Genomic DNA, 21,379 nt, shown 5'->3' with positions numbered 1-21,379 from the left:
AAAATCCGCTCTACTGAGCGGATTTTTTTATTGTGCGAGATGTGATATTTGCAATTGCAAACTCGTATTGCCATTAAAAACGTTACGTTCCAATGTATAAACTAGATCAACATAACCAAGCATTGGATTAAATTTAAAACGGTCCATGGCATTAAAAGCGATTGCATCGATAATTTGCTGTCCTAAAGATACTTTCAGTTTTAAATGCTGATCTTTAAGCCAGCGATAATCCATCACTTTAAATCTTCCCTCAAATTGAGGAATTGGAAATTTTTGTCCCCAAGGACCTAGCCGATCAATCCAGTCTAGCGTTTCAAGATGTAAAGTAGCATCTGTTAACTCACCATCTGTCCATAGAGTCGCTTGGAATAAGTTTTCATCCATTTCAGCAATCGATTGAATAAAAACTATTTTAAATTCATCAAAATTGTCTTTTTTTAAGGTCAAACCTGCTGCTGCGGCATGACCACCAAAATGGCTAACTAAATGTGGGTATTGTTCTGCGACTTGCTCAATAGTATCGCGAATATGAATACCTTCAATCGAACGTGCAGAGCCTTTAATATGTATCCCATCTTCATCAGGAGCAAATACTAAACTTGGTCGGTGAAACTGTTCTTTTAGACGCCCAGCTACAATCCCTATTACCCCTTGATGCCACTGTTCATCAAACATCACCAATGCGGCAGGTAAAGAATCTGCTTGTAGCTGTACATGCTGTAATGCACTAATCGCTTGCTGTTTCATCTCAGCTTCAACTTGACGACGTTCTACATTCAGTTGATTGAGCTGCTGTGCAATTGGATAGGCTGTTTCTAGATCTGGAGCTAATAAACTCTCGATCCCAATTCGCATGCTCTCCATACGACCAGCCGCATTGATTCGAGGACCGATCACGAAACCTAAATCTTGAGCGCGTAAACTTGCAGCGTCTCGTTTTGCAATATCCAATAATGCTAAAATTCCTGCGCGACATTGATATTGCTGAATTCGTTTTAAGCCAGCATCTACTAAAATACGGTTATTATAATCAAGCGATGCAACATCAGCATAAGTTCCCAATGCAACCAAATCTAAATACTGAGTGACTTTACTGGTACTTTTTCCCTGCTGAGAGCGGTAACTGGCTAATTTTGCTAGTACATAAAAAGCAACGCCAACACCTGCCAGTGCTTTACTTGGAAAAATGCAACCCAGTTGATTCGGATTGACCACTGCTTCAGCGTTTGGCGTAGGTTTTGTCGTCAAATGATGATCGGTAATGATGACCTGCATCCCTAAAGCTTGAGCAGTCTCCACCCCTGCATGGCTCGATATACCATTGTCCACGGTAATCAAAATATCTGGCTGATGGCTTTGCTTTGCCAACTCAGCAATTTTAGGGGTTAAGCCATAACCATACTTAAAGCGATCAGGCACTAAATATTCAACGTTCGCCCCCATTTCTTTAAGAACTAAGATCATCAATGCAGTACTGGTCGCACCATCCGCATCATAGTCACCAACAATTACGATCTGTTTTTCTTGATCAATGGCTTGATCAATTAATTCAACGGCTTGATCTAATCCTTTGAGATCAGGTGGCAATAAATGCTTGAGTTTTAGCTCAAGCTCTTGTTCCGATTGCACTCCACGTCTCGCCAATATTTCTGCAATAAACGTAGGCACGCCCTGAAATTGTTCAGGGCGTGTCAAAAATGGTCTTTGTTGAATTTGAATCATGGTCATTTATGGCATCAAGCGTTGAATAATCCAAAGTCCATTTTGTTTTTCATAACTTAAACGATCATGTAAACGGTTTGGTCGTCCTTGCCAGAATTCATAATAATCTGCATCTAAGCGATAACCACCCCAAAATTCGGGTTTATCCAACTCAGCTTCGTGCACTTGGTTTTGTAAGTTTTGAAAACGCTGTTGTAATAACTCACGGCTTTCAATGACACCACTTTGTGGCGTACTAATATGTGCTGCAATTTGACTATCACGTGGACGCTTATGGTAATAATCCGTCGATTCCTGTTCTGGAATCTTGGAAACCTGACCACCAATACGCACCTGACGCTCTAAACTCGGCCAGTAAAATAAAAGTTCAGCATAAGGATTTTCCGCAAGGTCTAATCCTTTCTGACTATCATAATTGGTGTAAAAATCATAACCAGCTTCTGTCGCACCACGTAACAGAACAGTTCGCACGTGTGGGCGACCTTGAGCATTTGCTGTCGCCAAAGACATCGCATACGGTTCATGTAATTGAGCAGTGAGTGCATGATTGAACCAATTCAAGAATTGCTCATGGGGATTTACACTAATCTGGGATTCATGTAACTCACCTTGTTCATAACTTAAACGAAGTTCACTCAGGTCTTTAATGACATCATTCATTATTACTCTCCTTTAAGCAGCTTGAGCATGAGCTCTAACTGCATCGGCTAAATGATTTGCGATGGCATCCACTTCCTGCTGTTGATCTCCTTCTACCATAACTCGAATCACAGGTTCAGTACCTGATTTACGAATCAAAATACGTCCACGCCCAGTTAATTGTTGTTCAGCTTTTTCAAATTCAGCAACAAGAGCGGGAACAGCATATGGATCAATCATATGCTGTAAACGAACATTGATTAACACCTGTGGAAATAATTCAAAGTCTGCAACTAATTCATGTAATGCTTTGGCTTGCTCAACCATCACCGTTAACACTTGTAGAGCGGCAATAATCGCATCACCAGTTGTGCTCTTATCCAACGTTAAGATATGACCTGAAGGCTCACCACCTGTGACCCAACCATTTTCTTCTAATGCCTGTAATACATAGCGGTCACCGACTTTTGCGCGTACAAAACCGACATCCGCTTTCTGTAATGCTAACTCAAGTGCCATATTACTCATGACTGTTCCAACAATACCTGCTGGTTTATTTTTAGCCTGAGTAGCAAGGATATACAGAATATGATCACCATCTACCAGTTGACCATTTTTATCTACCATTACGACACGATCTGCATCACCATCAAATGCAATACCTAAATCGGCTTGGTGATCAACCACGGCCTTTTGTAGAAATTCAGGATGGGTTGATCCACAATTTTCATTGATATTTAAACCATCTGGTTCATTAAAAAGCGGGATTACTTTTGCACCTAGCTCTCTAAAAACTGAAGGACCAACGCTATATGCTGCGCCATTAGCACAATCCACTACAATTTTGAGATTACTAAGATCGAAGTGGTATGGAAATGTTGATTTACAGAATTCGATGTATCGGCCATTTGCATCTTTTACGCGAACACTTTTACCTAGGTTAGCCGTATCATCAACCACTAAATCTTTTTCTAATTCTTGATTGATCTCATTTTGTAAGGCATCTGGGAGTTTTTTACCTTCACCTGAGAAAAATTTAATCCCATTATCAAAATAAGGGTTATGTGATGCTGAAATCACAATACCTGCATGTGCATGCAAAGCACGTGTTAAATGCGCTATTGCAGGCGTTGGTAATGGCCCCAACAAATGTACATACACACCTGCCGCATTTAAACCTGCTTGAAGAGCTGCTTCTAGAATATAACCTGATAAACGCGTATCTTTACCCATAACCACAATTGGTTTGTTTTTGGGACTATTTCTTTTTAATACTTTTCCTGCTGCAAATCCTAATTTTAATGCAAATTCAGGGGTAATCGGCATTTGTCCAAATTTGCCACGAATTCCATCAGTTCCAAAATAGCTCATTCTTTACTCGCTTTCTTATCTTTATATGACGTATCGTCATATCATTTTTCATCTGTTTTACTTTACACCAAAACAAAAAAACCGTCAGTGGACTGACGGTTTTTTTATTGCCAAAATTACTAAAGATCAACCTACACGATAGTTTGGTGCTTCTTTAGTGATCGTCACATCATGAACATGTGATTCAGACATGCCTGCCGAAGTAATTTTCACAAATTTTGCATTTTGACGAAGATCTTCAATCACAGATGAACCTGTATAGCCCATAGAAGAACGTAAACCACCCATCATTTGATGGATGATATTCCCCATTGGACCTTTATATGGAACACGACCTTCAATGCCTTCTGGGACCAACTTTTCAGCACCTGCTTTAGAGTCTTGGAAATAACGGTCAGCAGAACCTGTTGCCCCTGCCATCGCGCCCAATGACCCCATACCACGATACGCTTTATAGTAACGACCTTGGAAAAATTCAACTTCACCTGGCGCTTCTTCAGTACCAGCAAGGAGTGAACCAACCATAATCGTGCTAGCACCTGCGCCAATCGCTTTCGCCATATCGCCAGAGAAACGAATACCGCCATCTGCGATCAATGGAATTTGATCTTTTAGTGCATTGGCAACACTATCAATTGCCGAAATTTGCGGCATACCAATACCTGCCACAATACGTGTCGTACAGATCGAACCAGGACCAATACCCACTTTAACGGCATCTGCACCTGCATCTAACAATGCTAAAGCTGCATCACCTGTTGCAATGTTTCCACCAATCACCTGAACTTGTGGATAATTTGTTTTTACCCAACGTACACGTTCAATTACACCCGCTGAGTGACCATGTGCTGTATCTACGACAATCACATCTACACCAGCATCGACTAATGCTTCCACGCGGCTTGGTGTTTCTACACCTGTACCAACTGCAGCACCAACACGTAAACGACCAAGGTCATCTTTACAGCTGCTTGGATAGCTTTCCGCTTTACGGAAGTCAGTGACTGTAATTAAACCTTTGAGTTCATTGTGTTCACCAACAACTAGGACTTTTTCAATACGATGCTTTTGTAGCAATGCTTGAATATTTTCTTTCGACTCACCTTCACGAACAGTCACTAAACGGTCTTGACCCGTCATGATGTTGCTTACTGGTTGTTCAAGATTGGTTTCAAAACGAGTATCACGACCTGTGACAATACCCACAACTTTGCCATCTTTTACAACAGGTACACCGCTAATATTATTAGCTTGGGTAATTGCAATAAGTTCACGTACTGTCGTTTCAGGCGTTACTGTGATTGGGTCTTTCACCATTCCAGCTTCGAATTTTTTTACACGGCGTACTTCCGCAGCTTGTGCAGCGATATCCATGTTTTTATGCAAAATACCAATACCACCATTTTGCGCCATTGCAATCGCCATACGAGACTCAGTCACCGTATCCATTGCAGCAGAAACGAGAGGGATATTAAGTTGAATTCCGCGAGTTAAACGTGTCTTTAAGGAGACATCTTTTGGGAGAACAGTTGAGTAGGCAGGAAGTAATAAGACATCATCGAAGGTTAACGCTTCTTGAACGATGGTCAGCATAACAATCTCACTGGTAATTTCCGTGAGCTATTATAAACAAATTTCGATGTGATTTTCATTTTCTATGATGAAAATAATTTGATAAGCGCGTAGAAACGGTTCACTACGACGCCTTATGTCATTTAAGCAACATCGATACAGTTAACAAACTTGATCATAATTCTCATTATTTTCTGAATCTTGTTGTTCAATATTAATCAGTGGAATGAGATTGTGCGCAAGTCGTGCTTTATTACAATGATCATCGGCAATCTGAACCTCTTTACACGTTGAGCTTCGAATGGCGTAGATCGAACAACTGACTTGCTGTCCTACTTCTCCTTGTAATGCGATGCATTTGACTTGAGCTTGGTTGGTACCTTTCATACAAGAATAAACGGCTGTGAGCGGTTCAACCATGTTTGCAGGCATCCGTTCTGCTTCAGCCCAATAAAAAGAAACACGATAATTTGCACAGCATGCACCACAACTCACGCATGCATCTGAGCTTGCAACTTGAGACAACATTTTTCTTAAAATTCTCGTTATCAAATTAATTTTTTGTAACTTGAATCCTAAGAAAAGTTGTTGATGAACACAATAGATTTATAGAAAAAATATTATGAATTCATTTAGGTAGGACAACTAAACACATATTCATTCATTAAGTCTACGCCACATTCTAGTTGCTCAATCCAATCTAAAAATTGATTGATCATCTCTTTACCGACAAATGCAGTCCCGTGTTGCGGCACGATCATATCAATATCCATTTGACGAACCATATTGACCCACAAACGAATGACTTTATTGGAACACATATAACGTTGATGAAAGCCTTTCATCTTTTTAATATGTGCTTCAAAATCGGTAATAGGCTGACTTGCATCCTCCACTATAGATGCACCCATATCACCTGAAAATAGAATTTTGGCAGTTGGATCGTAGAACTGGAAATTACCCACCGAATGCAAAAAGTGAGCAGGAATCGCTACGATTGCTGATTCACCTAAAGGAATTACTTGTCCCGTATCGGCAAGCTCAATTAAGCGGTCTTCCCAGTTCCCTTTCATTCGATCACTCATAAATGCTGAGTTTAAATGCGGTAAAAAACGTGCCCATAATTTAGACGCCACTACTTTTGCATCGGTATAAACTAACCAACGCGGCATCGAAGTAATAATATCGGGGTCTTGATGGGATGCCATCACATAATCCAAATTTTTCAATTTGGTATATCGATTCAGCTCCATTGTTAACGGAACATACGTCAGATCACCACCTGGATCTAGAACCGCTGCACGATCGTGATCAATAATTAAAAATTGATTGGCTTGAATGCCTTCGCCCTTGACCAAACTGGTAAAACTAATGCATTTATGCGTACCATTATCAAATAGTATTTGCGATGTAGTCCGCTCAAAACTCATATCAACCCCATAAAAATTCTTTAAATATGAAATATTTTAATTCCTTAATAAAATAATGGGATTTTATTATTGTTTCAATCAGATATTGTACTTTTATCATAATTTATAAAAAAAGATCCATACATAAATGATGGATCTTTTTGCGATTTAAATTTAATTAGAAGAAATAATGCTGTACCAAGGTTGAAACACCAACGACTAAGAAAATGGCAGCACCAATTTTATGAATAAGTGAAATTGGTAACTTATCAGCTAACTTATCGCCGATAAATACTGCTGGTGCATTCGCTAACATCATGCCAAGCGTTGTACCACACATGACCCAAAAAATACTGTCAAAACGTGCAGCTAAAGCAACTGTAGCAATTTGGGTTTTATCACCAATTTCAGCCAAGAAAAATAGAATAAAAGTTGCACCAAATACACCGAATTTTTGCCATTTATTAATACTTTCAGTTTCATCCCCTAATTCATCAGGAATGAGCATCCAAATCGCCATACCGATAAAACCAAGTGCCAAAATCCATAATAGAATTTCAGGACTTAGGACAGTCGTAATCCATTGACCTAATACTGCAGAGATACCATGATTAATCGTGGTAGCCAGTAAAATTGCAATTAAAATCGGAACGGGTTTACGGAAACGTGCAGCGAGTAATAATGCCAGCAATTGCGTTTTATCGCCCATTTCAGCAAGGGCAACAATTGATGTGGAGATGAGGAATTCATACATAGTTGAATGCTCTGGCTAGCAAAATATACCGATGACCTACCCCTCCTGCTAGCCAAAATCAAATAGATTGATGCAGAGTGGTAAATCAAAGGTCTTGCCAACAAAAGCACAGCTAAACAGCTGTTCTTGGTTCTTTGCTATGATGACCATGTTCTGTGGAACAATTATGTTGACCATCACCTCTTTACTTTGCGTAAAGAGCGGCTACTCCCCAATGAAGTGATATTAGTTTATCAAACTCTTTAAATTTTTTAAATCACTATGCCCAAAATTTTTGGTAACCCCAAATTAGCAAACGGGCAATTCCCAATAACAAAGCTAAATTCACACTCAAACCCAAAAAACCAAAAATCCCCCAACCACTTGCACCGCCAACATTTTGAGCTTGATATTCCATGCTAACCACAATTGTTGCAACTAACACCTCCAAACCCATGACGATGTACATCACCCAATCTGATGCAAAATGTAGAAAATTGACCCACAAGCCCATTAATACAAAAATAATAAGTAATATCGGTAATACAACTCGATAAATGATTAACATCCTTGATCCTTATTCCAAATAAATATTTCTTTCAACTATATTAATTTTAGACAAAAGCTTGCGTAAATAAAGTCGATTTTTTAATGCTATAAAATAGAAAACCTCGCATATGCGAGGTTTCCATCGTTAAAAAGTACTAGAGCAATAAGCTACGAATGTCTTTTAAAAGCTTGGTCAGCTTATTGGTAAAGCGTGCTGCATCCGCACCATTAATGACACGATGGTCATAAGACAATGACAATGGCAACATCAAACGTGGATCAAAGTCTTTACCATTCCATACAGGCTGCATGGTTGCTGGTGAAATACCTAAAATCGCAACTTGTGGCCAGTTCACCAATGGGGTAAATGCTGTTCCACCAATACTGCCTAGGCTGGTAATGGTAAAATTGGCACCCTGTAAATCTTTCGGTGACAATTTGCGATCACGTGCCTTTTGGCTGAGTTCGGCCAATTCTGTTGCAATCTGCTTAATTGATTTTTGATCAGGGTTACGTAATACCGGAACGGTTAAGCCATCTGGAGTCGCAACTGCAATACCCATATGAATTTCGTTACGCAATAATACTGACTTCTGATCATCGGCCAAATGCCCAGCAAAATACGGCTCTTCTTTCAGCAAGTGCGCAACCGCCTTAGCAATAAAGGCCAAGATGGTTAAGCTCAGACCCTGCTTTTTAAAGCCATCTTTCAGTTCGCCACGCCATGCTTCAAGCTCGGTGATATCCGCCAAGTCAAACTGTGTCACTTGCGGAATAAAGTTATTCAATGATAATTGCGGTACAGACACTTGCTGTAAACGCGTCATTGCTTTCACTTCACCGCCACCAAATGCACCAAAGTCTGGTAACTTCGGTAAGCCTGAAGCCACTGGAGCTGCTTGCGTTGCAGCAGTCGGTTGTGGTGCAGTCAGACGTGTTTTCACATAGGCAAAGACATCGTCCTTCATCACACGACCGTGCTCACCTGATGCTTTCACCTGTCCAAGAACCACACCTAACTCACGTGCCAGTTTACGCACGGCTGGACCCGCATAGACTTTCGCATTGTCAGCTTCTTGCTCTTTGGTCAGTTTCTCGGTTTGCGCTGGTGCACTCGGTGTTGCTGTCGCTGCCGCCTGTGGTTTTGATGGTGCTGCTTGAGTAGTAGGCGTAGCGACTGTTTGAGCTTTTAGTGCAGATGCTGGAACAGCAGCCTGACCACTCACCTCAATCGTTGCCAAAGCCACGCCTTGACGCACTTCTTGATTAGCAGAGACATGAATTGCTTTCACAATCCCTGCAACTGAGCTTGGCACTTCAACAGACGCTTTATCTGACTCAACCACGCATAAGCTTTGTTGGGCTTCGACGCGATCACCAACATTGACCAGAATTTCTGAAACAAGTGCTTTTTCTACACCCAGATCAGGCACTTCAATTTCAACATGACCAGTTGAGGTATTCGTTGCAACTGGTGCTTCTGTTGTTGCGACTGGCGCTTCAGTTTGAGCAAGAGCTGCTTGTGGTTCTGGTGCAGCAGCCGAACTTGCGGTCTTGACCTGAATCAAGACCACGCCTTCCTTAATGCTATCGCCTTCTTTAATCTGGATCGCTTCCACAATCCCCGCAACCGAGCTTGGTACTTCTACAGTCGCCTTGTCCGATTCAACCACAACAATACTTTGTTCAGGTTCAATCTGATCACCCACTTTGACCAGTACTTCTGCAACCAACGCTTTTTCTACACCAATATCTGGAACTTTTACATCCACAACCTGGCTTGCTGTCGCTGTTGGAGCGGCAGCTGGTTGTGCTTTTGTTTCAGCTTCGACAGGTTTCGCTTCTGCTTTTGGCGCTTCTGACTTCGGTGCTTCGTTCGCAGGGGCTTCAGCAGCAGACTCCGACTCTAACTCAATCAATGCGACGCCTTCAGTCACTTCATCGCCCTGTTGAACCAAAATACTTTTCACAATACCTGCCGCAGTGCTTGGTACTTCTACCGTTGCCTTATCTGACTCTAAAACTAGAAGGCTATCGTCAACTGCAACATGGTCGCCGACTTTGACCAAGATTTCTGCAACAAGTGCTTTATCTACGCCAATATCAGGTGCTTGGATTTGCATAATTATTTCCCCTCACCTGTTTGTGTTTCATTGTATTCAGCAACTGCCTGAACTTCTGGATGCGCTTGTGGCGCCCATGCCACTGGACGATCCGTATCTAACTCAAAGTTAGAAATTGCATCTTTCACTAAACGTGCATCTACTTCGCCTTCATCCGCTAGTTTTTTCAAAGTCGCAACAACGATATGTGCAGCATCAACACCAAAGAAACTACGTAAGTTGGCACGAGTATCTGAACGACCATAACCATCTGTACCTAATGCAACAAATGGACGACCATCTGGTAAATATGCACGGATTTGTTCACTGTACGCACGCATATGGTCTGTCGCAGAAACAACAATACCTTCAGTACCGCGTAACTGTTTAGATACCCAAGATTCTTTCACTTCTTCATCAAGCGCAAGCGGGTGTAAGCGGTTATATTCTTCACATGCCATACCATCACGTGACAACTCATTGAAGCTGGTTACACTCCAAACGTTTGAATGAATTTGGTATTCATCACGCAGGATTTTCGCAGCTTTAATCACTTCACGAAGAATGACACCTGAACCCAGTAATTGAACTGTTGCTTTTTCATCTTTTTCGAACAAGTACATACCACGTTTAATGCCTTCCTCAGCGCCTTCTGGCATTGCAGGATGCTCGTAGTTTTCGTTCATTACGGTTAAGTAATAGAACACTCGCTCTTGATTCACATACATGCGTTGTAAACCGTCGTGTACGATCACAGCCAATTCATAACCAAAACATGGATCATAAGATACACAGTTTGGAATGGTGTTCGCCAAAATATGTGAATGACCATCTTGGTGCTGTAAACCTTCACCGTTCAATGTGGTACGGCCAGCGGTCGCACCAAGTAAGAAACCTTGTGCCTGCGCATCACCAGCAGCCCATGCAATGTCACCAATACGTTGGAAACCAAACATTGAGTAGTACATGTACATTGGAATCATCGGCAAGTTATTGGTTGAATAACTGGTTGCCAAAGCAGCCCAAGCGCTCATCGCACCCGCTTCATTAATCCCTTCTTGCAACATGTGACCGTCACTTGCTTCACGATAATGCATTAACTGTTCTTGGTCTTCTGGGGTATATTTTTGACCGTGAGCAGCATAAATACCAAGCTGGCGGAACATCCCTTCTAAACCAAAAGTACGTGCTTCGTCTGGAACAATTGGAACGACACGGTCTTTAATTGCTTTTTCTTTCAGCAAAGCAGCAATCAAACGCACCATCAGCATCGTAGTCGATTGCTCTTTACCACCAGAACCATTTAATACAGCATCAAATACAGATAATTCAGGAATCGCTAAACTTTCACTCTCACGACGACGTGCAGGTAGGTAGCCACCTAATGCTTCACGACGCGCCTTCATGTACTTCATTTCTGGAGAGTTTTCACTTGGACGATAGAATGGAAGCTCTTCTAACTTGTCATCTGTAAATGGCAAGTTAAAACGGTCACGTACATATTTCAAAGAGTCGATCTGCATTTTCTTGATTTGGTGAGTTTTGTTCACCGCTTCAATTTCCTCAGACAGACCGTAACCTTTAACCGTTTTCGCAAGAATAACGGTTGGTTGGCCTTTGGCTTTCATTGCTTCTGCATAGGCAGCAAAAACTTTGTACGGATCATGTCCACCACGGTTAAGATTATCGATATCTTCATCACTTAAATCTTTGACCAGTTCCGCAGCTTCTGGATACTTGCCAAAGAATTTCTCACGTGTATATGCACCACCTTTCACTTGATAGCGTTGGTACTCACCATCCAGTGTTTCTTCCATGACCGCTTTTAAAGCACCTGAAGCATCTTGAGCAAGTAGTGGATCCCAATGACGGCCCCACACCACTTTAATCACACGCCATCCCGCACCACGGAATAAAGATTCTAATTCTTGAATAATTTTACCGTTACCACGTACGGGACCATCGAGACGCTGCAAGTTACAGTTCACCACCCAAATCAGGTTATCCAGCTTTTCACGACCAGCAAGTGAAATTGCACCCGTACTTTCTGGCTCATCCATCTCACCATCGCCAAGATATGCCCAGACTTTACGATTTTCTTCTTTAATCAAACCACGATTCATCAAGTACTTTTGAATGTGGGCTTGGTAAATCGACATAATTGGACCCAAACCCATGGATACAGTTGGAAACTGCCAATAGTCCGGCATTAAATATGGATGTGGGTAACTCGGAAGACCATTACCACCCACTTCACGGCGGAAATTATTCAATTGATCTTCAGTTAAACGTCCTTCCAAGAATGAACGTGCATAGATACCAGGGGCACAGTGACCTTGGTAATAAATCATGTCGCCGCCAAAGTTATTGCTGTTTGCGCGGAAGAAATGATTAAAACCAACATCATATAAGGTTGCAGACGATGCGAAACTCGCAAGGTGACCACCAAGATCATCGCCCGTTTTATTCGCACGTAATACCATCGCCAAGGCATTCCAACGAATCAAAGCACGAATACGACGCTCCATATCTTGGTCGCCTGGCATCGCTGGTTGTTCTTCAACAGAAATCGTATTGAGATAAGGTGTATTTAAGCGTTGGATCGGAACATGTTTTGCAATAGCCTGTTGATAAAGTTTTTCTAATAAGAATGCGGCGCGTTCCGTGCCCATATGTTGTAATACTGAATCAAATGCTTCTTGCCATTCCTGGGTTTCCTGCGCGTCTGAGTCGCCATAAAACGCCATACAATTCACCTTTTCCCTTAAGTTATTTTGACCTTATATATTTATCATGTTTTGGTGCTATGGAGGTATCGCCCCAAATGAATACAAAATCCCTTAATATTTTCTTGCTAAATAGTCATTGACTCAAATGAAACAAAAAACATAAAAAAACGCCAATTAAGGCGCTTTCTTTTTGAACTTAATATACAACTGTTAACAAATTAGCTTAAGGCAACATGGCAAGGTAAGTTGTTGGATTTTTACGTTGACCATCTTTGACAACTTCAAAATGCAAATGTGGTCCTGTACAACGTCCAGTACAGCCTACATTGGCAATATGCTCGCCGGCACTCACGCGATCACCCGCATTCACCATTAAGCGTGAAGCATGTGCGTAACGAGTGATATAACCGTTGCCATGATCGATTTCAACATATTGACCATAACCTGATCCCCAACCTGATTTGGTTACAACACCAGAACCAGTTGAATAAATAGGTGTACCTGATGGTGCCGCTAAATCAACACCCGAATGATGACGTGTCGTTCCTAATAAGGTGCGATTGCCCCATGTTGAACTTACCCGCCCTTCTTGAAGTGGGTGATTAACTAACCACGAATAACCTGTATTTACTGAAAAAGATGGTGCATTATCTTCGGCAGTCGATGAAATCGCTGAACGACCATATTTTCTTTCGATCGTAGCATTATTCAATTCAATGGTTTTTTCGCGCAATTTAACTGATACATTCGATACGGCAGGCAAATCAATATCATCAGGATGGCTATAAGAACCTTGTGCTAAGGTTTTAGATAATTGCTCTAGGCGGTCACCATCTGTTGCTTGACCAATATTTTGATAATCTGCAAAAGCAACCGAAGCGGCTGAAGCAGCGAGTGAGAATGCAAGTAAAATACGACGCGTATGCATAAAAAACCTCTTGAAACCGTCCTTAAATAGTTCCTTTATCATCTCTTCCTTGATAACAGTTAAAATGAACGCTTAAGATGAGCAGATAACCTCGAAGGAAGTTAACATGTCTGAACCTAGCAACGTTTTTCAACAGAAAGGACAACACATAAAAACTGGAAACTTAACGTTTCTGACTACGCAAGTGACTCAATGGAAACAACTTACGAAAATTATTCAACCTATACTGCCCCAACCAGAGCAATGGCAGGTTGTTTGTTATCAACATGGTGTTTTGATCATAACTGGTGAAAATCAAGCGATGATTAGTCAACTCAGCTATTTACAAAGCAACTACGTTGCGCAGTTAGCTCAATTAGAAGGACTCAAAGACTTACGAAAAATCCAAGTTCGTCTAAGAAACAAAATGAATGTTCCTCGTGAACCTTCTCCCCCATCTAAAACACTTTCTTCAGAAACCCAAGAGCAGTTACGCAGCGCCGCTGAATATGTGAGCGACCCTAAGCTTAGCCAAGCTTTACTACGTTTGGCAAGCAATAAAAAGTAAACTACTTATCTTAGGTATTGAAATATACACTTATTTTATGTGAACTAAATCTCAACTTTTATTGTTATAATATAACATAGCCAATAAAAGACAATGACTTATGTCACACTCACATAAGAAATTGGACAATCATTATCGTTATTAAATGTTACAATTTCATAACTGCTCGGATCATTTTGAACATTGCGTAACAGCTGATTATTGAGTGCATGACCTGATTTATAGCCATCAAACTTGGCAATTACCTGATGACCTAATAAATATAAATCACCAACAGCATCTAAAATCTTATGACGCACGAACTCATCAGCAAAGCGCAACCCCTCTTCATTGACCACACCTGTATCATCAACACCAATCGCATTGTCTAGGCTCGCCCCTAAAGCCAGATTATTCGCCTTTAAATAATCAAGATCTTTCATAAAGCCAAAAGTTCGCGCTTCACTGACTTCGTATACAAAAGTTTCTGTTGAAAAATCAATCGATACGGATTGGTATTCTTTAGCAAATGCGGGATGATCAAAATCAATCGTAAAATTGAGTTGAAAACCTGAATGTGGGGTGAAAATTGCACGCTTATCTTCAATAAGTGCTTCAACAGGTTTTAGAATTCTAATAAATTTCTTTGGCGCATCTTGCTCTGCTAACTCACCTTGCATGAGTAAATAAATAAATGGACCTGCACTGCCATCCATAATAGGTACTTCGGAAGCAGAGACCTCGATGATTAAATTATCAATGCCTAATCCCGCTATAGCACTCATCACATGCTCAATCGTACCGACTTTTATATCTTCTCGCACAAGATTGGAACACATAAATGCTTCTTGAATGAGTAAAGCATTCGCAGGAATTTCTACGGGAGGATTGAGGTCAATACGGCGAAAGATAATACCTCCATCAATATGGTGAGGAACAAAATTAATCAGCACCTTTTGACCACTATGCAGACCAATACCGCTCGCTTTCACCACACGCTTGAGAGTACGTTGTTTCACCATACCATGACAACTTCATTTGCAAAAACCGATATAACTTAGCATATTTTGCCATTTTAAAAAAATAAAAAAGGGAGCAATTACTTGCCCCCTTTCTCTAAATATATGATTTTATTATTTACGCTGCTGATTTTTCAGATAGTCTTGAATACTCATTGGCGATGAACGTGGTGTAGAACTTGGCGCTGCTGTAGCAGGTACGTCTACATTTGCACGTTTACTGATCGCTGGAACATCATCTTCATCAACTGGCTGCTGAGCAGCTGCCTGAACAGGTGCATGATGTGCAGTCACTGTACGTTTCTTATGTTCAACTTCAGATGCATTACGGGTCAAACCAGTCGCAATCACAGTGACACGTAGTTCATCACGTGCATCAGGATCAAATACCGTACCATAGAAGATTTCACCTTCATCCAAATCAACGATTTGGTTGACCACGTCGGTAATAATTTCAGTTTCACGCAAGGTGATATCATCACCACCCGTGATATTGATCAGTACACCTTTCGCATTGATAATATTCACATTATCTAATAATGGGCTACGAATCGCTTGTTCAGCAGCTTGGCGTGCACGGTCTTCGCCACGTCCTAAACCAGCACCCATCATTGCATAACCACGAGTACTCATGGCTGTTTTCAAGTCTGCAAAGTCGAGGTTAATATGACCACGATTTACAACCAAGTCAAAGATACTACGAACGGCATTTAATAATACGTCATCTGCCTTTTTATAGGCATCTTTCATTGAAATATCGCCATAAACGCTGAGTAAGCGTTGGTTTGGAATGATAATCAGTGAATCAACATGAGCCTCTAAAGCATCTATCCCTTTTTCAGCTGATTTTTGACGGCGACGACCTTCGAAATTAAACGGGGTTGTTACCACACCTACGGTTAAGATGCCCATTTCTTTAGCAACTTCAGCAACCACTGGCGCAGCACCTGTTCCAGTACCACCACCCATACCCGCGGTTACGAATACCATATCCGTACCTTCAAGGTGTTGGCGAATCACTTCGCGGCTTTCTTCAGCTGCGATTTGTCCAACTTCAGGGTTTGCACCTGCACCTAATCCGCGCGTACTTTGCTCACCTAATTGGATTTTAAAAGGAGCATTCATGCTATCAAGTGCCTGTTTGTCAGTATTGGCACAAACAAATTTTACACCTTGGATATCTGACTGCACCATATGTTGGACAGCATTACCACCACCACCACCGACACCAAATACTGTGAAACGGGCTTGACCGTTGCCATCGTCTAGTTCATCTTCTATAAATTCAAATGAGGCCATGACCTTTAGATTTCCTAATATATTAAGTGGCAGTTACTTCAGCCCGTTACTGCCCTGATTTTTAAAACAACCGATGTTTAGGATGCTGTTCAATAATAGCTAGCTTGTCAAGTACAACGGCTCACTATTACAACTTCCTAACAAATTTTCCCCAAAATACGTACAACTTAAAATATAGCTTTTAATTTGCTATTTAATGCATTCCAACCATTGGTCACTCGATCCATAAAACTTCGATCATTCGATTCTTCTGGTTCTTCTACTGCATCCTGCAAATCACTTTGGCTAAACATCAATAATCCTGACGCTGTCGCATACATCGAACGACGTAATGCGGCAAGATGTTGGTCTTCAGCATAGACCTGTAAAGGTGGATTACCTAAATGTGCAGATACTCCAAGCATACGACGTGCCAAATTCACCATACCTTCAATTTGACAAGCATCACCTGTGAGTACAACCCCATGATATAAACCATGTATTGCCCCACTATGCTCCAACTCTTCACGAATTAATGTAAATATTTCTTCATAGCGCGCAATAATAATTTCTGCAAGTTCAATACGACTAATGGTCTGTTGTCCATCAATCGCTTGCACTTGGATCATATGGTCAGGTTTCACCACACTAAGATCAACACAACCATGTAAAATTTTAATACGTTCAGCTTCTTCAGTGGTCGTCTGTAAAACCGCTGCAATATCGCGGGTTACATTTTCACCACCACGTTGCAAAGTACGTACTAATGCTAAACGACCATCTAAATACACTGCTATATTAGTAATCCCTGCACCAATATCAACTAAGCATACGCCATATTCTTTTTCATCTTTGAGCAAACTAGCTTCAGCCGTAGCTAAACTAGATACCACCATTTTCTCTACCCCGATATTCGCACCTTTCATAGCACGATCAAGATTTTGCATGGTACTAATCGGCATCATCATCAATTGATAATGCCCAGTCATACTATGAGCCGACATATTGACTGGATTCTGCACCCATTCAGCCGAATCACCTAACTCGAAGCCTAATGGAACAGCACTCGCAAGATAATAATCTGGCGATACATGGCTCGCTTTGGCTAACTCTAATGCTCTAACCACTTCATTTGTCGTAATAATATGATCATGATTAGCCACTGGTGTACGGCCTGATGCATAAAAACTTTGCAATTCAGTACTTGGAATTGACACCCATGCGCTATGGATACGACATTCAGCCATATCTTCGGCTTCAGAGACTGCATTTTTAATCGCAGCAATCACCTTATCCAAGCTCACAATTTTGCCTTTAACCATGCCTCGGTTGCGAGCAGTTGCCATGCCAATCACTTGGATCTTATCCGGTGCATGGACCTTACCAATCAAAACTGAGACTTTATGCGTCCCAATATCAATCGCAACAACTGAGGAAACAGCTTCACTCATTACTTCATTACCATATCTTTTGTTGTTTAGTACGGGCAAACTGCCTGTTATTTTCAAGCCACGTATTATGGCTTTGCCTGAATTGCCCCTGCAAGGCTTGTGTCATCAATCGTTACAACTAACTGACCGTTGACAATCTTTGGCGGGATTGCATTTTTCCATTGAATAGCTAGGCCATTCCGATAACGCAAATCAATTGCTGAGATTTTCGACCATACAGGTTTGAGATCCGTTTGTGCCAAATGGCTTAAGCGTTGAAGCTTATTCATGGTTTGATCTTGATCAACAATAATCCGTAGACCTGAATCAAACTGCATAAACCACGTCATTCGCTCTGTTAAATACAATTCTTTTAATCTTAAATTCGCTGGATGAAACAGTTGATTAATTTCATTATAACGACGCATCATCATTTTGGATTGGCTGACCGGCCCATGTAAAAGTGGCAAGTTTGGATGTACTTTTAATACAGCTTCACTAAAGACATCACCATTATCACTGAGCAAACGCCCTGTTCCCCAACGCGCAATTGCGTGACGCGGCATAACTCTTACACGAATCCCATTCGGCCAAGCTCGTGATACCACAACACGGTCAACCCAAGACACTTTTAACGCCTGATCTCGAATTTGCTCTAAATCAGAAGTGAAATAGTTATCTTTGATAATTGGACTTAGATATTGCACTAACTGCTGATTTTCAATATCCGAATTAGTCCCAACCACCTGTAATTGTGCGACTTTTGCATCAGTCATCACTTTATATAAGCCATATAGACCAATTGCCAATACAATAAAAGCAATGATCAACAACGCCCAGCCACCCGCATTCACCATTTTTTGTTTCTGTGAAGGCGGTTTCTCATGAATCGAGCTAATGGCTGGCCGTGTTTTACGGCGCATAGAAGCAGGGAGTTGAGCCATATATCATTAAGCCGATTGGGTTAAAGTTTGCTCTAAAATTGCAACACAGAGCTGATCGAAACTATAACCTACGGCTTGAGCTGCTTTAGGCACTAAAGAATGACTGGTCATTCCCGGTACGGTATTGACTTCTAACAACCAGAAATTGCCTTGCTCATCCTGCATCGCATCAATACGACCCCAACCTTCTGCACCAACTGCTTGGAAAGCACGTAGACACAATGCTTGTAAGCTTTTCTCTTCATCTTCACTTAAACCACAAGGAATGCCATATTCCACGTCATTGCGTTGATACTTTGCCTCATAGTCATAGAAAGCAACGTCTGCAGGTGGCTGTAAACGAATCACAGGCAACGGCTGACCATTCAAGAATGAAATGGTGAATTCACGCCCCGTAATCCATTTTTCAGCCATCACGATAGCATCATGCTGTGTCGCTTTTTCAATTGCAGCCGCAAAATCTTCTGCTTTCTCAACCTTGCTCATCCCGACACTCGAACCTTCGTGCACAGGTTTGATAATCACAGGCAAACCCAAATCTGCAATGACTGCATCCAGATCTGAGTCTTTCGTAATGATGCGGTATGGTGCGGTTGGTAAATCACTGCCCTGCCAAATTTGTTTGGTTTTGACTTTATCCATCCCAATCGCAGAACCCTGTACACCCGTGCCTGTGTATGGAAGGTTTAACCACTCCAACACACCTTGGATCTGACCATCTTCACCACCACGACCATGCAATACGATAAAAGCACGATCATAACCGACCAACTCAGTCACGCTTCGCTCTTGTGGATCAAATGCTTCTGCTTGCACACCTGAGCGCAACAAAGCCTCTAAAACGGCTTGACCACTATCCAATGACACAGCACGTTCAGCTGACTTCCCACCAAACAACACAGCAACTTTGCCGAATTTTGCAGCATTTGACACGTTTATATCCTTAAAACTGTAAAACTTTTATATTCACGAAAATAAATTATTTGGCATACAAACGATGCTGAGCCAATTCTACCGAAATTGCGCCCACGTTACCCGCGCCTTGTGTTAACAACAAGTCATTCGCTTGTAACACTTTTTGTAAAACATTCGGCAAATTGCCATCAACTGGATCAACTAAGATCGGTTCAACTTCACCACGTAAACGAATACTGCGTGCTAAAGCACGGCTATCCGCACCTACAATCGGTTTTTCACCCGCTGGATAGACTTCCAGTAATAACAGTTGATCCACTTGCGATAACACATCGACAAAATCATCAAAACAATCACGAGTACGACTAAAACGGTGTGGTTGAAACAACATCACCAAACGACGGTCTGGATGGCTGGCACGCGCTGCTTTAATGGTGGCTTCTACCTCTTTCGGATGGTGACCATAATCATCAACCAATTTCACCAAGCCTTCGCCCACTACAAATTCACCTTGAACTTGGAAGCGACGCCCCACTCCACTAAAGCCTTCTAAAGCACGGCAAATCGCACCATCAGAAACACCTTCATCAGTTGCCACACCAATCGCAGCCAATGCATTCAAGACATTATGCAGACCTGGTTGATTGATGGTGACGCGTAATGGCTCTCGATCTTTACGCAGTACAGTAAAGTGCGATTGCATACCTTCTTGTACCACATCGACTGCACGAATATCGTTATCTTCACCAAAACCGTAAGTCAAAGTTGGACGACCAATACGAGGAAGAATTTCACGAATATTGGCATCATCACCACAAACTACAGCCAAACCATAGAATGGTAAATTATGTAAGAACTGAATAAAGGTATCTTTTAACTTATCAAAGCTACCTTCATAGGTGTCCATATGATCTGCATCAATATTGGTCACGATCGCAGCCATCGGTTGCAAATACAAGAAAGATGCATCTGACTCATCAGCTTCTGCTACGATAAAACGGCTTTCACCCAGTGCAGCATTGACACCTGTACTATTCAGCAAACCACCAATCACGTAAGTTGGATCTAGATTTTCTTCTGCCAACATCGTCGTTAATAAACTAGTAGTTGTGGTTTTACCATGCGTTCCAGCGACTGCAATACCATGACGGTAGCGCATTAACTCCCCTAGCATTTCTGCACGACGTACAATCGGTGTGCGTTGTTCAATCGCGGCTTTAATTTCTGGATTTTCTGGATCAATCGCAGTTGATACCACTAGCACATTGGCATTTTTAATATTTTCAGCCGAATGCCCAATATAAACTTTAATACCATTACTTTCGAGTTGCGCTGTGGTCTTTGAGGCTTTAATGTCTGAACCAGAAATTTTATAACCTTGATTGGCCAATACCTCGGCGATACCACACATCCCCGCACCACCAATCCCAACAAAGTGGATATGTTTAATACGGCGCATTTCTGGCACTTTGATGAGCTTTTTGGCTTGGTTTGGATTTGTTGGAGACATAGA

18 protein-coding genes and 1 riboswitch are annotated in these 21,379 nt (G+C 41.6%); of the genes, 1 reads left to right on the top strand and 17 read right to left on the bottom strand.

The window, feature by feature from the left end; genetic code table 11:
- Positions 1-27: 27 nt before the first annotated feature.
- From recJ to IEV17_RS08680, 11 genes are all read right to left on the bottom strand, one after another.
- On the bottom strand, positions 28-1,728 hold the full coding sequence (gene recJ / locus IEV17_RS08730) for a single-stranded-DNA-specific exonuclease RecJ (protein ID WP_004659905.1): 1,701 nt from the start codon (positions 1,726-1,728) through the stop codon (positions 28-30).
- Positions 1,729-2,382, bottom strand: a complete 654-nt coding sequence (gene pdxH, locus IEV17_RS08725) for a pyridoxamine 5'-phosphate oxidase (RefSeq protein ID WP_004659903.1) — start codon at positions 2,380-2,382, stop codon at positions 1,729-1,731.
- Positions 2,383-2,394: 12 nt separating this feature from the next.
- Positions 2,395-3,732 carry a phosphoglucosamine mutase gene (glmM, locus tag IEV17_RS08720; RefSeq protein WP_004659902.1) on the bottom strand — a complete coding sequence of 446 codons (1,338 nt, stop codon included), beginning with the start codon at positions 3,730-3,732 and terminating at the stop codon, positions 2,395-2,397.
- A gap of 126 nt (positions 3,733-3,858) precedes the next feature.
- Entirely contained in the window at positions 3,859-5,325 is a 1,467-nt protein-coding gene (gene guaB / locus IEV17_RS08715) for an IMP dehydrogenase (RefSeq protein WP_004659900.1), read from the bottom strand.
- Positions 5,326-5,466: 141 nt separating this feature from the next.
- On the bottom strand, positions 5,467-5,832 hold the full coding sequence (locus IEV17_RS08710) for a YkgJ family cysteine cluster protein (RefSeq protein ID WP_004659898.1): 366 nt from the start codon (positions 5,830-5,832) through the stop codon (positions 5,467-5,469).
- Positions 5,833-5,936: 104 nt separating this feature from the next.
- A complete protein-coding gene (locus IEV17_RS08705; protein WP_004659897.1) occupies positions 5,937-6,734 on the bottom strand; it encodes an oxygen-binding di-iron domain-containing protein in 798 nt (265 codons plus the stop codon).
- A 157-nt stretch (positions 6,735-6,891) separates the two neighbouring features.
- Complete coding sequence (locus tag IEV17_RS08700; RefSeq protein WP_004659895.1) at positions 6,892-7,467, bottom strand: TMEM165/GDT1 family protein; 576 nt, start codon at positions 7,465-7,467, stop codon at positions 6,892-6,894.
- A gap of 83 nt (positions 7,468-7,550) precedes the next feature.
- Positions 7,551-7,692, bottom strand: a riboswitch (yybP-ykoY riboswitch).
- 34 nt (positions 7,693-7,726) lie between these two features.
- Complete coding sequence (locus tag IEV17_RS08695) at positions 7,727-8,014, bottom strand: hypothetical protein (protein WP_004659893.1); 288 nt, start codon at positions 8,012-8,014, stop codon at positions 7,727-7,729.
- 136 nt (positions 8,015-8,150) lie between these two features.
- Complete coding sequence (locus IEV17_RS08690; RefSeq protein WP_004659890.1) at positions 8,151-10,118, bottom strand: 2-oxo acid dehydrogenase subunit E2; 1,968 nt, start codon at positions 10,116-10,118, stop codon at positions 8,151-8,153.
- A gap of 2 nt (positions 10,119-10,120) precedes the next feature.
- Positions 10,121-12,844 carry a pyruvate dehydrogenase (acetyl-transferring), homodimeric type gene (aceE, locus tag IEV17_RS08685; RefSeq protein ID WP_004659889.1) on the bottom strand — a complete coding sequence of 908 codons (2,724 nt, stop codon included), beginning with the start codon at positions 12,842-12,844 and terminating at the stop codon, positions 10,121-10,123.
- Positions 12,845-13,049: 205 nt separating this feature from the next.
- Entirely contained in the window at positions 13,050-13,754 is a 705-nt protein-coding gene (locus tag IEV17_RS08680) for a M23 family metallopeptidase (protein ID WP_004659886.1), read from the bottom strand.
- 106 nt (positions 13,755-13,860) lie between these two features.
- On the opposite strand from IEV17_RS08680, the gene IEV17_RS08675 reads away from it, so the two are divergent.
- Entirely contained in the window at positions 13,861-14,301 is a 441-nt protein-coding gene (locus IEV17_RS08675; RefSeq protein ID WP_004659883.1) for a hypothetical protein, read from the top strand.
- 98 nt (positions 14,302-14,399) lie between these two features.
- On the opposite strand, the gene lpxC is transcribed toward IEV17_RS08675, so the two are convergent.
- The 6 genes from lpxC to murC all read right to left on the bottom strand — a co-directional run bounded on the left by lpxC (position 14,400) and on the right by murC (position 21,376).
- Positions 14,400-15,302 (bottom strand): UDP-3-O-acyl-N-acetylglucosamine deacetylase, encoded by a 903-nt coding sequence (lpxC, locus tag IEV17_RS08670; RefSeq protein WP_004659882.1) that lies wholly within the window; start codon positions 15,300-15,302, stop codon positions 14,400-14,402.
- Between the two features lie 111 nt (positions 15,303-15,413).
- On the bottom strand, positions 15,414-16,598 hold the full coding sequence (ftsZ, locus tag IEV17_RS08665) for a cell division protein FtsZ (protein ID WP_004659880.1): 1,185 nt from the start codon (positions 16,596-16,598) through the stop codon (positions 15,414-15,416).
- Positions 16,599-16,765: 167 nt separating this feature from the next.
- Positions 16,766-18,028 carry a cell division protein FtsA gene (gene ftsA / locus IEV17_RS08660; protein ID WP_004659879.1) on the bottom strand — a complete coding sequence of 421 codons (1,263 nt, stop codon included), beginning with the start codon at positions 18,026-18,028 and terminating at the stop codon, positions 16,766-16,768.
- Positions 18,029-18,093: 65 nt separating this feature from the next.
- The gene (locus IEV17_RS08655; protein WP_004659878.1) at positions 18,094-18,951 is read right to left on the bottom strand and encodes a cell division protein FtsQ/DivIB; all 858 of its coding nucleotides are present in this window, start codon (positions 18,949-18,951) and stop codon (positions 18,094-18,096) included.
- Between the two features lie 6 nt (positions 18,952-18,957).
- Positions 18,958-19,884 (bottom strand): D-alanine--D-alanine ligase, encoded by a 927-nt coding sequence (locus IEV17_RS08650; RefSeq protein WP_004659877.1) that lies wholly within the window; start codon positions 19,882-19,884, stop codon positions 18,958-18,960.
- A 46-nt stretch (positions 19,885-19,930) separates the two neighbouring features.
- Entirely contained in the window at positions 19,931-21,376 is a 1,446-nt protein-coding gene (gene murC, locus IEV17_RS08645; protein WP_004659876.1) for a UDP-N-acetylmuramate--L-alanine ligase, read from the bottom strand.
- Positions 21,377-21,379: the final 3 nt, after the last annotated feature.

It is taken from the genome of Acinetobacter modestus (assembly GCF_014636095.1).
GTDB classification, from domain to species: Bacteria; Pseudomonadota; Gammaproteobacteria; order Pseudomonadales; family Moraxellaceae; genus Acinetobacter; species Acinetobacter modestus.
The sequence above is the reverse complement of the archived record's forward strand: the minus strand, read 5'-3'. Positions and strand labels throughout refer to the sequence as shown.